The sequence below is a fragment of the Halorientalis brevis genome (genome assembly GCF_023077655.1).
This window is the reverse complement of the sequence record NZ_JALLGV010000005.1, coordinates 371825-385722: the sequence shown is the minus strand read 5'-3', so window position 1 is coordinate 385722 and position 13898 is coordinate 371825. Positions and strand designations below refer to the sequence as shown.

The window sequence follows — 13898 nt, the reverse complement described above, 5'->3', positions numbered from 1 at the left end:
AGGTCCCGTCCGAGAAACCGAAATTTCGGTCATTTTTGAAAAGACGAAACGGCACCGTCGAGGAGCCAGTGCTTGACGAGCAGACCGTCGCTCGTCGACGAGTGGGGAAGATTTTTATTTCGTATTCTCGTAGATTTGCGAAACATGCGCGTGGAGGAGACTGCCGAGGGGACGCGAGTACACATCGAGGAGGACGAGTACCGCGGTCTCCGTCGCGCGACCGAGACGTACCGGGAGGAACTCATCCTGCGTCTCGGTGCAGAAGTGGGGCTGCGACCCAAGGAGATGACGCGCATTCGCCCGGACCACGTCACGACACACGAACACGAGGGGGTCGAGCATTACTTTCTCACGGTGCCGGAAGACGACGACGGGACGCGGATGGCGTACCTTCCGGAGGACGTCGAACACGACCTTCGGAAGTTCGGACGCGCGGAGAACGTGGCCGACGACGAGGAGTACGTGCCGGTGTCGGCTCGACGCGTCCAGATGCTGGTCTCGGAGGTGGCCGACCGCGCGGCCGACCGAACCGGAGAGGATCGGTTTCGAGACGTGTCTTCGCGCACGCTCCGCCGGTACTTCGCGCGCCGACTGCTCGTCGACGAGTGGGTCGATCCGCGAGTCGTGCAGTCCGTCGGCGGCTGGGAGCGCATCGAGAGCCTCGCGCCGTACCTCGACGACCCAAATCCCGACGACATGGCGGCGGCGTTCGAGCAGACGACCGTCACCGAGCGCGGCCCCTCGGCGAGTACAGACTCGGCGACAGAAGCCGCGGCGTCTCCCGAATCGCTCACGCGCTTCGACGCGATCGTCGACGGACTGCGAAACGTCGGCACGGGGCTGACGACGGCGTCGACCCGCGAGGAGGTCGAACGGACGACCTGTGAACAGCTGGTCGACGTCGAGTGCTACCAGTTCGCGTGGTTCGGACAGCGGGAGGGTGAGCGACTCCGCGTCACCGCAGCGGCGGGACTCGAGCGAGACGCGCTCGACGCGGTGGCCGCCGTCGAAGGGGCCGTCGAGTCGGCGCTCTCGGACGGCGACGTCCACGCGACGGCCGACGTTCAATCGGCTGCGGCGTTCGCGACCTGGCACGATCACGCCGACGGCGCGGCGGCCGTCATCCCGGTCACCGACGGCAACCGGACGTACGGCGTTCTCGGTATCGGAGCGGGAGCCTCCGACGACATCAGCGACCGCGAGCGGACGCTGTTGGCCGATCTCGGCCAGCGGGTCGGCCAGGCGATCACCGCGGCCGAACAGCGGAAGTTCCTGCTGGCGGACACGGCGATCGAGCTCGCCTTCGAGTGTGAGGACGAACGGTCGTTTTTCGCCGACGCGTCGGCGACCCACTCCTGTTCGCTCTCGCTCGAAGGCGTCGTCCCCGGGGAAGAGCAGTCGCTGTTGTACTTCGTCACGCTCGCGGACGCCCAACCGGGTCCCGTCGTCGAGTGGGCGCCCACGACGGCGGCCGTTTCTGACGCGCGTCTCGTCCGAGACTACGGGGACGAAGCCCTGCTCGAACTCGTCGTCGAAGGGCCGGAGTTCTCCAAGGCGTTGGTCGAGCGCGGGGCGGCGATCTCCGAGATGAGCGTTGCATCGGGAACCCAGGAAGTCGTCGGCGAAGTTCCGGCCGACACCGACGTGCGGTCCCTCGTTCGGGACATCACTGACGCGTTCCCCGACACGGATCTGCTGACGAAACGCGAGCGCGAGCGGCCGGCCGAATCGCTCCCGGCGTTCCGGTCTTCGTTGCGCGAGAATCTGACCGAAAAACAAGCAGCCGTCCTCCAGGCGGCGTACCACGCGGGGTACTTCGAGTGGCCCCGCGGCAGCACGGCCGAGGAACTCGCCGACGCCATCGGGATCACCTCACCGACCCTGCACAATCACCTCCGGCGCGCACAGCAGAAACTCCTCACCGCGTTCTTCGCCGAGGAACAGGGTCGTGCCGACGAGATGCCCTGGGCTGACGAGTAGCTACCAGTCGCTAACTGTTTAGTGAGTTCCCGAACCGACTGGCAAATCGACGGACGGAACGGCCGTTGTCCCGTTCGGATATGGTCTTCACAGTAAATATCGGCCGAGAGGAACTGTATTTTTGTTCTCAGAGGTTTGTTATTCTGTGTGACATTCTCATAAAACTGAACGTGAGTTCCTACAGGGTTGTAATAATTAGAACCGTGGCTTAACATGGTAGTTGTATTCAATCATGTTGAATCATGTCCAACCAAGGAGAGTCCGACGGTGAACTGGAAGCTCGCCTGCCGGAGGGAGAGTCGTTCTCCCCGCCGGAGTCGTTCGTCGAGCAAGCCAACGTAACGGACGAATCTATCTACGAGGAGTTCGAGGAGAACTGGCCCGAGTGTTGGGAGCGGGCTGCCGACCTCCTCGACTGGGAAGAATCGTACGACCAGGTACTGGACGACAGCGACGCTCCGTTCTACGAGTGGTTCGCAGATGGCAAGCTGAACGCGTCCGAGAACTGTCTCGACCGTCACGTCGAGGACGGGCGCGGCGACGAAGTCGCCATCGAGTGGGTCGGCGAGCCCACCGACGAGTCACGTACGTACACGTACGACGAACTCCTGCAGGAAGTCAACGAGTTCGCTGCAGCACTCAGAGAACAGGGGGTAGAGGAAGACGACGTCGTCACGATGTACATGCCGATGATCCCGGAGCTGCCCATCGCCATGCTGGCGTGCGCCCGCATCGGCGCGCCCCACTCCGTGGTGTTCGCCGGGTTCTCGGCCGACGCACTGGCGACGCGGATGAACGGTGCCGACTCGGAACACCTCGTCACCTGTGACGGGTACTACCGACGCGGTGACCCGCTCAACCACAAAGACAAGGCCGACGAGGGTCTCGACGGCGTCGACCACGACGTGACGACCGTCGTCGTCGACCGCCTCGGCGACGAACTCGACCACGAGCTCGGCGAGAACCAGCTCGACTACGACGACCTCGTCGCGGACCACGAGGGCGCAACAGTCGAGCCGGTCACGCGTGACGCGGAGGACATGCTGTTCCTGATGTACACGTCAGGGACCACGGGCCAGCCCAAAGGTGTCAAACACACTACGGCTGGCTACCTGTCCTACGCTGCTTGGACCAGCCACGCAGTGTTGGACATCAAGCCCGAGGACAACTACTGGTGCTCGGCGGACATTGGTTGGATCACTGGTCACTCCTACATCGTCTACGGCCCGCTCGCGCTCGGGACGACGACGGTCATGTACGAGGGCACGCCGGACTATCCGGACAAGGACCGGATGTGGCAGATCGTCGACGACTACGACGTGACTCAGCTGTACACTGCGCCCACCGCGATCCGGGCGTTCATGAAGTGGGGCGCGGAGTACCCCCAGCAGCACGACCTCTCCAGTCTGCGCCTGCTCGGGACGGTCGGGGAACCGATCAACCCGCGGGCCTGGAAGTGGTACTACAAACACATCGGCGACGAGTCCTGCCCGGTGGTCGACACCTGGTGGCAGACCGAAACCGGCGGCATGATGGTGACGACGCTGCCCGGCATCGCCGAGATGAAGCCCGGCTCTGCCGGCCCGCCGCTTCCCGGAATCAGCGCGGACGTCGTGGACATGAACGGCTCGCCCGTCGAGCCCGGTGAAGCCGGCTACCTCATCGTGAACAAGCCGTGGCCCGGCATGCTCCGGACGCTCTACAAGAACGACGAGCGCTTCATCAACGAGTACTGGGACGAGTACTCCAACCCGGACAAAGACGAGTGGGTCTACTTCCCAGAAGACGGCGCGAAGCTCGACGACGACGGCTACATCACCGTCCTCGGCCGCGTCGACGACGTCATCAACGTCTCCGGGCACCGCCTGGGCACGATGGAACTCGAATCGGCCATCGTCGGCGTCGAAGGCGTCGCCGAGGCCGCCGTCGTCGGCGGCGACCACGAGATCAAGGGCGAAGCCGTGTACGCGTACGTCATCACGGAGGACGGCGTCGAGGGAGGCGCGGACCTCCGCGAGCAGATCGTCGAGGGCGTCGAGGACGCTATCGGCCCGATCGCGCGACCGGAGGAGATCGTCTTCTCGCCGGAACTACCCAAAACGCGCTCGGGCAAGATCATGCGTCGGCTCCTCGAAGACATCGCGAACGGTGACGAACTCGGGAACACCAGCACGCTGCGCAACCCCGAAATCGTCGACGACATCGCAGGCAAGGTCGGAGAGGACTAACTGACACACCGTTTTTCGATCACCCACGATTTGGACAACGATACAACACACACGATACCATGACAGAGAAAAACTCACACGAATCGACCGACGACGCCGTAGTCGAGACCGACGGTGGCACGGTCACTGGGGCCGCCCAGCGCCACCGCAACACCGACTACCTGAACCGCGAAGTGAACCTGCTGAAACCCAGCACGTCGTTCATGCGCGACCACCTGAAGCTGGTCTGGGGAAGCTTCATCGTCTGGATCCTCACGACGTGGGGACCGGTTACGGCGACGTACCTCGCCCCGGGGGCGATGACCTCGACGACGTTCATGGGCTTCCCGCTGCACTACTTTATGGTGGCCTTCTTCGCGCCGACCAGTTCGCTCGTTCTGGCGGCCGTGTACGCCCGCCAGCGGGACAAACTGGACGAGAAGTACGGCATCGACACCTCGGCACCCGCCGAGTCCGCGAGCGGTGCCGACGAAGCAGCCGCAACTGACGGAGGGATGGACGAATGATGATGCTACCGCTCCAGGCGGAGGCGCTCGACATCTCGTTCAAGCCAGTCGGCGCGGCCATCGTCTTCCTGATGATGGCGTCGTTCCTGGCGATCGGCTACCTGTTCCGCGTCGCGGACACCGAAGGCATGTGGGTCGCCGGCCGTGGCATCGGGTACATCGAGAACGGCATGGCGATCGGTGCCAACTGGATGTCGGCCGCGTCGTACCTCGGGATGGCGGGGCTGATCGCCCTGTCGGGCTTCTACGGTCTGGCGTTCGTCGTCGGCTGGACGACGGGCTACTTCGTCCTGCTCATCTTCCTGGCCGCGCAGATGCGCCGGTTCGGGAAGTACACCGCGCCCGACTTCGTCGGGGACCGCTTCAACTCCTCGACCGCACGCGCGATCGCAGCCTTCACGACGATCCTCATTGCGTACGTCTACTCCGTCGGACAGGCCAGCGGTATGGGTCTGGTCGGCCAGTACGTCTTCGGCCTCGACTTCGTCCCGATGGTCATCGTGATGATGGCGATCACGGTCGGGTACCTCGCGCTCTCGGGCATGCTGGGCGCGACCAAAGGGATGGCCGTCCAGTACGTCATCCTCATCGTCGCGTTCCTTGCCGGCGTCTTCGCCGTGGGCTGGTACCACCAGGGCATGATCCTGCCCCAGATCCAGTACGGCGCGATGATCAGCGACCTGGCGACGCAGTTCTCGGAACCGTTCGCTAACGCGCCGTTCTACGTCTGGGTCGCGACCGCGTTCTCGCTCATCTTCGGGACCTGTGGGCTCCCGCACGTGCTCGTGCGGTTCTACACGGTCCAGAACGAGCGGACCGCTCGCTGGTCGACCGTCTCGGGGCTGTTCTTCATCATGCTCCTCTACTGGTCGGCCCCCGCGATGGCCGCGCTCGGCGTCGACCTCTTCGCGAACGTCAACAGCATCTCCCCCGCGACCGTGTTCGCCGGTCCCGAGGCAGGAGGCCTGTCCGGCGCGGAAGGTGACGTCATCGTCGTGCTCGCCGCGCAGATGGCGAACCTCCCGACCTGGCTGGTCGGCTTCGTCGCGGCCGGTGCGATGGCCGCAGCGATCGCGACCACGGCTGGCCTGTTCATCACGGCTTCCTCGGCAGTCGCACACGACATCTACACGGAACTGATCAACCCCGACGCGACCCAGCGCCAGCAGGTGCTCCTCGGTCGCGCGACAATCGTCGGCATCGGTGCGCTCGTGACGCTCACGGCGCTCGACCCGCCGGCCCTCATCGGTGAGCTGGTCGCACTGGCGTTCTCGCTCGCGGCCATCGTGCTGTTCCCGATGTTCTTCCTCGGTCTCTGGTGGGAGAACGCTAACCGACAGGGCGCCCTCACGGGCATGACGACCGGCCTCCTGATCTGGATCGCCGCCGTCGTCAACGACCTCATCATGCCGTTCAGCGAGGTCTACGCCGAGTTCGTCCCGGCGATCGGTGCGGCACTCATCGGCACGCCGGTTGTCTTCGCCGTCACGATCACGGTCTCGCTCGTGACCAGCGAACCGCCACAGCGGACCAAGAAGATGGTCCGGCAGTGTCACAGCCCGGAACCGATGGGCCAGCAGCAGACCGCGGAAGACGTCGTTTCCACCGACGGGGGCCAGACCCCCGCGGACGACTGAACAATGTACGAACACATCCTCGTTCCCACGGACGGGAGCAAAACGTCAGAACACGCTGTCGACCAGGCGATCGACATCGCCTCGAAGTACGACTCGACGGTCCACGTCCTGTACGTGGTCGACGTCGACGCCACCAGCTATTCGCTGGGGACCGAGCAAGTCGACCGCATCCGACAGGGTCACCTCGACGACATGCCTGAGGTGAAGGAAGACGCCGACAAGGCGACGGGTTACGTCGCCGAGAAGGCCGCCGAACACGGCCTCACTGTCGAGGAACACATCCGCGTCGGCGAACCCGCGCGTGCGATCCGCAAGTTCGTCGAGGACAGCGAGATCGACCTCGTCGTCATGGGGTCGCACGGTCGGTCGGGTCTCTCGCGGGTCATCCTCGGGAGCGTCACCGAGAAGGTCCTGCGACGGACCCGACTTCCCGTCCTCGTCGTGGACGTCCACGGCGACGAGGTCGAAGTGGAAGAAACGGCAGAAGAAGAGGAAGAGGAATAGCGCCGCATCCCTAACTTACGAGCATGACTGCACTCAGCCCACGACCGAACCGAGGTGATCGACGATGAGCATCGTCGATACGATCAGTAACCACGTTCGCGAGCATCGCTCGGGCATGGTGTCTGACCTCGTGTTCGCGCTCGTGTGGGTGACGATCGTTGAGTTGTTCTTCAACTTCGTCGACGGCCCGACGTGGGCGTACTACATGTTCATGCTCGCAGGCATCGTCGCCTACTTCGGCTTCTTCTGGTCGCTGGAGTTGGCGAAAGCGCAGCAGTAGCTGCCACTTCACCACTCTGTCCTGGCGGTCTCGACGTCCCTCGATCGGTGAGCCGCTGCTCTGTTCGTCACGCGCTCGCCGTTCGACTGGCGTGCCGACAGGCAGGTTCCGATGGCTCGGCCAGAACGCATCCGTTGTCCTCAGGTATGAGCTTCACCACGCTCGCGATCTGCCAGTCATTGCTGTGGATGCGGCTGCGGATCGAACTGAATCTGGCCGTCTAACGACAGTTGGAACTGGCCAAAAGATGCTGTCGCACTCGCGAAAAAGTGGGTACGTCACCGAGTACCGAGCGGTGCTGGCACGAAAAAGAGGAAGTCGTTGCCCGCTCGGAGGGAGGGTGGTTACAGGCCGATGTCGTTGTGACCGATGTCGACTTTCACCGAGTCGATGATCTTGATCTGTCCCTTGTAGTTGTCCAGGATCGTGTTGTCGTCGACTTTGAGGTCCTTGACCTTGTAGACGCTCAGTCCGTACTTCTTGTTCTTCCGAATGTCGTTCTTGATGATTTCCACCTCGACGCTCTCACCGACGCCGTCGACGTCGATGCCGTTCTTGCCGTTCTTCTTGATCTCGTTGTCTTTGACCTTCACGTTGTGGAGCTTGGGACCCATCTTGTTGGTCTCCAGCTCGAGTCCTTCTCCACCGTTCTTCTTGACGTGGTTGTTCTTGACGACGCTATCGTGGACGCCGTCGAGGTCGATGCCCTCTCCAGGGTTCTGGGGCAACTGGAGGTTCATCGAGGTTGTCTGCACTTTGCCGTTCTTCCGCACTTGGTTGTCTAGGACCTGGGTTTCACCGCCCTCGATGTCGATGCCGTCCCACGTGTTCTTGGCCACGTAGGATTCTTCGACTTCGCTCTCGTCGACGTTGTCCATCTCGATGCCTTCGTCACCGTTGTTCTTGACTCGGCTGTCGTAGACACCCACGAAGCTGGCGTCGTTCGCGTCGATGCCGTCGTCGATGTTGTCGTGCGTGTCAACGTTTTCGAGCGTGACGTGACCCGAGAGGATGCGGATGCCGTCGTCGAAGCCAGTCACCTCGACGTTCTCGATGGTGACCTCGTCGTCGTTGTCAGGGGTGTCGATGCGGATGCCGTCGTCACCATCTTGGGGCGTCCCATCATCGAACTGGATGAGGTTCCCCTGTCCGTCGAGGGTCACGTCGCCTGCCTCGATCGAGATACAGGGTTCATTGTCGTTTTGGTCATCAGTGAGAGTCCCATCGAGCACGTAGTGACCGGGCTCGTCGATGGTCGTACAATCGTCGATTACTTCAGGCTCTTCACCGGCCGCGACTGCGGGCATCGTCCCCATGGCCGCGAGCGCGACCAGGAGTGCCACAGCGACGGTCCTGTATGGGTGGTTGGATACCATACACCCAGTGATTCCATGGATTCTCGTATTGTAATCCCGCGGCTGAACTGTTGAAAACACCTCCGCTGGAAACCGGTAACAGTGGCTTAGTCCGCGAGATAGTTTCGACCGGCCCCACTCGATTTCCACCTGCTTGCCGGACGGTTAGACCACCCTCACGCTCGGGTAGCGAACTGATGACCGGCGGTGTAGATTCCTGAAACCGCTGCTTATCCCGATTTTCTCTCCCTAACTCGTAGGGGTTCCGTGCCCCAATCGAACGTTCAGTTATCGCTTCGTTGCGGGATTTCTCCCACCGGAACAGGCAATCTGAGTCTCATATCCGTAGCGATCAATCCGGGAACACTGCAGTCCGTGTCGGTCGTTGTTCGGTCAGTCGAAATCGGTGCTGTCATCGCTGTACCGGGCTTCTCGCTCTCGATACCCCGCCACGAACGTCGTGGGTCTCTCGAAGCAGACTCCCACGCCCGTCGTCGTCCCTCGGTGGCGGTCTCGGTTCGTCCGGGACGCGTTTCTCCGGACTGGTCCCCACAATCGCACAGAGACACACCACTGTTACAAGTGAAACTCCAGATGCGAATTTCGGTGAGAAGAACACACCACCGTTGCAAGTGAAGGTTGCGGGATGGGAATTCCTTCACTTGTAGCAGTGGTGTCCCGGGGCCCGGTGTGTTCGAGTGTTTTGGGAAATGTGGTGTGAACCGGCAGGTGGGACGAGCGGTTCGTCCGGTGGCCGTCGGCTCGCCGGTGCGCGACTTACCCGACGTTGTTCATCACCGCGATCTCGCGGATCGTTTCGATCTCGCGGTCGAGTCGGAGGACGTCGTCCATCGCGTCGATCGCACTCGTGAAGGGAACGTCGAGTTCGTAGCTGTAGTAGTTGCCGCGGGAGCCGCTCCGATTTTCCTCTGCAGAGAGGATGCCGAGCATCCGGAGGTCAGACAGGTGGTTGTGGACCGAGCGCTGCGCGAGCGTGTCCATCCCCGACGACTCGCACAGGCGCGTGTACTCCTGATAGATGTCGCTCGCTCGGCAGGGCGTCTCGTCCTTCGCGGCCTTCGAGATGACGGTCAGGAGCGCGAGTCGACCGTGAGCGGTGAGTTCGCGCATTCCCTCCTCGACGCGCTCCTGTTCCAGTTTCGAGCGGGCGTCGTCGACTTCGGCCTCGGTGATGGTGTCTGCGTCCCTGGTTTCGGCGAGTTCGCCCGCGAGGCGGAGGAGGTCAAGCGCCTGGCGGGCGCTCCCGCTGTCACGGGCGGCGACTGCAGCGCAGAGGCTGACGACGCCGGATTCACACCCCTCGTCGACGACCGCGACCTCCGCCCTCGATTCTAAGATGTTCTTGAGTTCGGTCGCATCGTAGGGCGGAAACTGCAGTTCGCGCTCACAGAGCGTGTCCTTGACCCGCGGGTCGAGCTGCTCGCGGAACTTGAAGTCGTTGCTGATGCCGATGAGGCCGACCTTCGCCTCGTCGAGATAGCCGTTCGAGCGTGCCCGCGGCAGTTCGTAGAGGAGTTCGTCTTTCTCTCCGATGGAGTCGACCTCGTCGAGGACGATGAGGATGGTGCCGCCGACCGCTTCGAGTTCCTCGTAGAGCTTCTTGAAGACGGTCTGCTGTGGGTACCCCGTCGAACTGATCTCGGCGCCCGTCGGCCGAAGCGTGTTGACCAACTCGACCGCAACCTGGTAGGAGGAGTTGAGCGTTTTGCAGTTGACCGAGATCACGGAGAGGGAGACGTCGTCGTACGCTTCGACGTCATCCTGCAGCACGTCGAGGAGATACTCGGTGACGGCGGTCTTCCCGACCCCGGTGTTACCGTAGATGAAGATGTTGTTCGGTTCCCAGCCGTCGACGATTGGCTGGAGCGCGTCCATGTACGCGTCGATCTCCTCGTCGCGCTCCTCGATCGAGTCCGGCTGGTAGGATTCTCCCAGCGCGTCCTTGTTCTTGAATATCCGACGCTTCCGCTCGAACCGAGGCATACCCTGGACCTGACGTAGCTGGCATATAAAACCACCCTTTCATCTGTTTCAAGTGAATCTCCAGTACCACACCACCGTTGCAGGTGAAGCGCGAAAGACGACGCTGTTACCGACCGACACACCATCCTTTCATCTAAAGTGCTGACATATCGTCCGCTGCTGGACGATTCCCGGGAGGGCAGTTCTGTTAGCTCCTCGGGGGGCGGTGGTCAAAAGCCTACGGTTCGCAGGTCAGTCGTGTCAATCCGGCGACGACGAGTTCGCACGTGCGTTCCTGTTTTCTTCGAGAGGGCCAGCTGGCGCCGGCCGAATTCGCGTCCAGGTGTCCCTCTCTCGGGCGGCTTCACTTGCAACAGTGGTGTGTGACTGGGCTGATCACTCCATTCTCTCGTCCGCGTCGGTCTCCATGGCCGCGTACCGGGCTTCTTGCTCTCGGTACCCCGCCGCGTCGACCACCTCCTCGAACTCCTCGAAGGAGACGCCCTCGACGCCCGCCGTGGTTCTCTCGGTCGCCAGCGTCTCGTAGGCGTCCTGCATGGCCTGCGTGGCCGCAAACAGCGCCGTCAGCGGATAGACTGCGATGTCGAATCCGATCGATTCGAGCTCGTCGGCGGGTAGAACCGGTGTCTTCCCGCCCTCGACCATATTGGCGAACGTCGGCACGTCGAAGGCGTTGGCGATGCGCTCCAGTTCCGCGCGGGACTCGGGCGCTTCGACGAAGACGACGTCTGCGCCCGCCTCAGCGTACGCGTGCCCACGCTGGATCGCCTCGTCGAGATCGAGCGGTTCGCGGGCGTCGGTGCGACCGACGATGACGAACTCGGAGTCACGTTCCGCGCGGACGTCGGCGGCCGCGCGGATGCGCCGGACGTGCTCTTCCTCGTCGACGACTCGTTTCTCGTCCATGTGCCCGCACTTCTTGGGCCAGGCCTGGTCTTCGAGGATGACGCCAGCGACGCCCGCGTCGACGCACTCGTGCATCGTTCGCCGGACGTTCAGGACCGACCCGTAGCCGGTGTCCATGTCCGCGACGAGCGGGACGTCGATGCTGCTGGTGAGGCTATCGACGCGATCGACGTTTTCGGCCATGGTCAACATCCCCATGTCGGGTACGCCGAGCGTCGTCGCTGCGATGCCGAAGCCGGAGGTGAACACGGCGTCGAACCCGGCCTGCTCGGCCAGTCGCGCCGAGAGTGCGTCGAACACGCCGGGGAGTGCGACGGTTCCGGGTCTATCGAGCAACGCGCGGAGCCGCGCCGCCGGTGTCTGGTCGTTCATGCAAGCCAGTCAGACACCACCGCAATAAGCGTTGATAGCGTGCCACCGTCCGGCCAGCGTTAAGTGCCTCAGGGTGGATAGCTCATAATTGAAAATGAACGTAGATCGCCGTCATAAACCTTTTTCGCACCTCTGTGTGTTCATCGCCCATGGACGGGTATCCGATCTCTGGATGTGATCTCGTATGACGATGGAAGATCGCGTCGAGGAACTCCGAGAGAAGAAACGCGAAGCGGAGCTGGGTGGCGGTGAGGATCGGATCGAAGCCCAGCACGACCGTGGGAAGATGACCGCGCGCGAGCGCATCGACTACTTCCTCGACGAGGGGACGTTCAACGAGGTCGACACGCTCCGCGAACACCGCTCGACCAACTTCAACATGGACGAGCGTGAGATGCCCGGCGACGGCGTCGTCACCGGCTACGGCGAGGTCGACGGCCGCAAGGTGTTCGTCTTCGCGCACGACTTCACCGTCATGGGCGGGTCGCTCGGCGAAGCGTTCGCCCAGAAGGTCTCGAAGATCATGGACAAGGCCATCGAGACCGGCTGTCCGATCATCGGCCTCAACGACTCTGCCGGCGCTCGTATCCAGGAGGGAATCGACTCGCTGGCGGGCTACGCGGACATCTTCCACCGCAATCAGCTCGCCTCCGGTGTCGTCCCCCAGATCTCGGCGATCATGGGTCCCTGCGCCGGCGGTGCGGTGTACTCGCCGGCCATCACCGACTTCATCTTCATGGTCCAGGACACCAGCCACATGTTCATCACCGGTCCGGACGTCATCGAGACGGTCACCGGTGAGGAAGTCGGCTTCGAGGAACTCGGCGGTGCGAAGACCCACGCGACCGAGAGCGGCGTCTCCCACTTCACGCGCGCCGCAGAGGAAGAAGCGCTGGACGACATCAAGTTCCTTCTCTCCTTCCTCCCGCAGAACAACGTCGAGGACCCGCCGCGAGTCGAGCCCTGGGACGACCCGGACCGCGAGCCGGACGACCTCATGGACATCGTGCCGGACCAGCCCCAGAAACCCTACGACATGCGCAACGTCATCGATCGGGTTCTCGACGAGAACTCCTTCTTCGAGGTCGCCGAGGAGTACGCCCGGAACCTCACGATGGGCTTCGCTCGGCTCGACGGGCACTCGGTCGGCGTCGTCGGCAACAACCCGCACGTCAACGCGGGCACGCTCGACATCGACGCGTCGGTCAAGGGCGCCCGATTCGTCCGGTTCTGTGACGCGTTTAACATCCCCATACTAACCTTCGTCGACGTGCCCGGCTTCATGCCAGGCACGGACCAGGAACACAATGGGATCATCAAGCACGGGGCGAAGCTCCTGTACGCGTACTCGGAGGCGACGGTGCCGCTGCTGACCGTCATCACGCGGAAAGCCTACGGTGGCGCCTACGACGTCATGGCCTCCAAGCACGTCGAAGCGGACGTGAACTACGCGTGGCCGACGGCCGAGATCGCCGTCATGGGCCCACAGGGTGCCGTCAACGTGCTCTACGACGACGAACTCGCCGACGCCGACGACGTGGAGGCACGTCGCCAGCAACTCATCGACGAGTACCGCGACACCTTCGCGAACCCCTACACCGCTGCGGAACGCGGCTTCGTCGACGACGTGCTCGAGCCACAGGAGACGCGCAAGCGGCTCATCAGCGACCTCGAGGTCCTGCGCTCGAAACGGAAAGACAACCCGGACCGCAAACACGGCAACATCCCGCTCTAATCATGGCAGCCGATACCGACGGCGAGGCGACGCCTGACGGACCGACGCCGGACCCGACGCTCGTCGAGGCGGTCGTCGAGGCCGTTCCGTCTGCGACGGCGGACCAGGCGGCCGCGATCGCCGTGGCGATCAGCGCGCACATGACCGATCGGCAACGGGCGGCAGCGGCCGCCGAATCCGAACCCGAACCCAGTTGGGACGGGAAGCAGTGGGCGTACGCCGGTCGCATCCAGCAGACGCTCAAGCGAGACGTCACTCGCGTTCCCCGCGGCACCCCGACCGACGAGTGGACCGCTGCAGGCCGCGCGGACCGACTGTAAGCACGCTGACCGGTCTGAAACCGGTTTTTTACAGTGCTACGCGTCACGGTTTTTGGATTGCAGGTGCGAAT

The 13898-nt window shown here is 63.1% G+C and carries 11 protein-coding genes; 8 read left to right on the top strand and 3 right to left on the bottom strand.

Annotated elements, in window-relative coordinates:
• Nucleotides 1-144 precede the first annotated feature (144 nt).
• The 6 genes from MU553_RS13950 (at nt 145) to MU553_RS13925 (ending at nt 7135) form a co-directional block, all read left to right on the top strand.
• Nucleotides 145-1980, top strand: coding sequence for a bacterio-opsin activator domain-containing protein (locus tag MU553_RS13950; protein WP_247378616.1), 1836 nt, complete (start codon nt 145-147; stop codon nt 1978-1980).
• A gap of 242 nt (nt 1981-2222) precedes the next feature.
• Nucleotides 2223-4208, top strand: a complete 1986-nt coding sequence (acs, locus tag MU553_RS13945) for an acetate--CoA ligase (RefSeq protein ID WP_247378615.1) — start codon at nt 2223-2225, stop codon at nt 4206-4208.
• 59 nt (nt 4209-4267) lie between these two features.
• Entirely contained in the window at nt 4268-4714 is a 447-nt protein-coding gene (locus tag MU553_RS13940; RefSeq protein WP_247378614.1) for a DUF4212 domain-containing protein, read from the top strand.
• Nucleotides 4714-6351 carry a VC_2705 family sodium/solute symporter gene (locus tag MU553_RS13935; RefSeq protein ID WP_247379035.1) on the top strand — a complete coding sequence of 546 codons (1638 nt, stop codon included), beginning with the start codon at nt 4714-4716 and terminating at the stop codon, nt 6349-6351. Before MU553_RS13940 ends, MU553_RS13935 begins: the two co-directional genes overlap by 1 nt.
• 3 nt (nt 6352-6354) lie before the next feature.
• Nucleotides 6355-6855 carry a universal stress protein gene (locus tag MU553_RS13930; protein WP_247378613.1) on the top strand — a complete coding sequence of 167 codons (501 nt, stop codon included), beginning with the start codon at nt 6355-6357 and terminating at the stop codon, nt 6853-6855.
• Between the two features lie 64 nt (nt 6856-6919).
• Nucleotides 6920-7135, top strand: coding sequence for a DUF8119 family protein (locus MU553_RS13925; protein WP_247378612.1), 216 nt, complete (start codon nt 6920-6922; stop codon nt 7133-7135).
• A 344-nt stretch (nt 7136-7479) separates the two neighbouring features.
• Here MU553_RS13925 and MU553_RS13920 read toward each other — a convergent pair whose 3' ends face one another.
• The 3 genes from MU553_RS13920 to MU553_RS13910 form a co-directional block, all read right to left on the bottom strand.
• Nucleotides 7480-8478 carry a right-handed parallel beta-helix repeat-containing protein gene (locus tag MU553_RS13920; protein WP_247378611.1) on the bottom strand — a complete coding sequence of 333 codons (999 nt, stop codon included), beginning with the start codon at nt 8476-8478 and terminating at the stop codon, nt 7480-7482.
• Between the two features lie 789 nt (nt 8479-9267).
• Nucleotides 9268-10494 carry an orc1/cdc6 family replication initiation protein gene (locus MU553_RS13915; RefSeq protein WP_247378610.1) on the bottom strand — a complete coding sequence of 409 codons (1227 nt, stop codon included), beginning with the start codon at nt 10492-10494 and terminating at the stop codon, nt 9268-9270.
• 375 nt (nt 10495-10869) lie between these two features.
• Nucleotides 10870-11772 (bottom strand): isocitrate lyase/PEP mutase family protein, encoded by a 903-nt coding sequence (locus MU553_RS13910; RefSeq protein WP_247378609.1) that lies wholly within the window; start codon nt 11770-11772, stop codon nt 10870-10872.
• A gap of 184 nt (nt 11773-11956) precedes the next feature.
• On the opposite strand from MU553_RS13910, the gene MU553_RS13905 reads away from it, so the two are divergent.
• Nucleotides 11957-13507 (top strand): acyl-CoA carboxylase subunit beta, encoded by a 1551-nt coding sequence (locus MU553_RS13905; RefSeq protein ID WP_247378608.1) that lies wholly within the window; start codon nt 11957-11959, stop codon nt 13505-13507.
• Between the two features lie 2 nt (nt 13508-13509).
• The gene (locus tag MU553_RS13900) at nt 13510-13827 is read left to right on the top strand and encodes a DUF8022 family protein (RefSeq protein WP_247378607.1); all 318 of its coding nucleotides are present in this window, start codon (nt 13510-13512) and stop codon (nt 13825-13827) included.
• The last annotated feature ends 71 nt before the right edge of the window (nt 13828-13898 follow it).

Bases quoted from the DNA above. Each gene is read 5' to 3' on its own strand.
- MU553_RS13950 (WP_247378616.1), top strand. From the start codon at position 145: ATGCGCGTGGAGGAGACTGCCGAGGGGACGCGAGTACACATCGAGGAG.
- acs (WP_247378615.1), top strand. From the start codon at position 2,223: ATGTCCAACCAAGGAGAGTCCGACGGTGAACTGGAAGCTCGCCTGCCG.
- MU553_RS13940 (WP_247378614.1), top strand. From the start codon at position 4,268: ATGACAGAGAAAAACTCACACGAATCGACCGACGACGCCGTAGTCGAG.
- MU553_RS13935 (WP_247379035.1), top strand. From the start codon at position 4,714: ATGATGCTACCGCTCCAGGCGGAGGCGCTCGACATCTCGTTCAAGCCA.
- MU553_RS13930 (WP_247378613.1), top strand. From the start codon at position 6,355: ATGTACGAACACATCCTCGTTCCCACGGACGGGAGCAAAACGTCAGAA.
- MU553_RS13925 (WP_247378612.1), top strand. From the start codon at position 6,920: ATGAGCATCGTCGATACGATCAGTAACCACGTTCGCGAGCATCGCTCG.
- MU553_RS13915 (WP_247378610.1), bottom strand. From the start codon at position 10,494: ATGCCTCGGTTCGAGCGGAAGCGTCGGATATTCAAGAACAAGGACGCG.
- MU553_RS13910 (WP_247378609.1), bottom strand. From the start codon at position 11,772: ATGAACGACCAGACACCGGCGGCGCGGCTCCGCGCGTTGCTCGATAGA.
- MU553_RS13905 (WP_247378608.1), top strand. From the start codon at position 11,957: ATGACGATGGAAGATCGCGTCGAGGAACTCCGAGAGAAGAAACGCGAA.
- MU553_RS13900 (WP_247378607.1), top strand. From the start codon at position 13,510: ATGGCAGCCGATACCGACGGCGAGGCGACGCCTGACGGACCGACGCCG.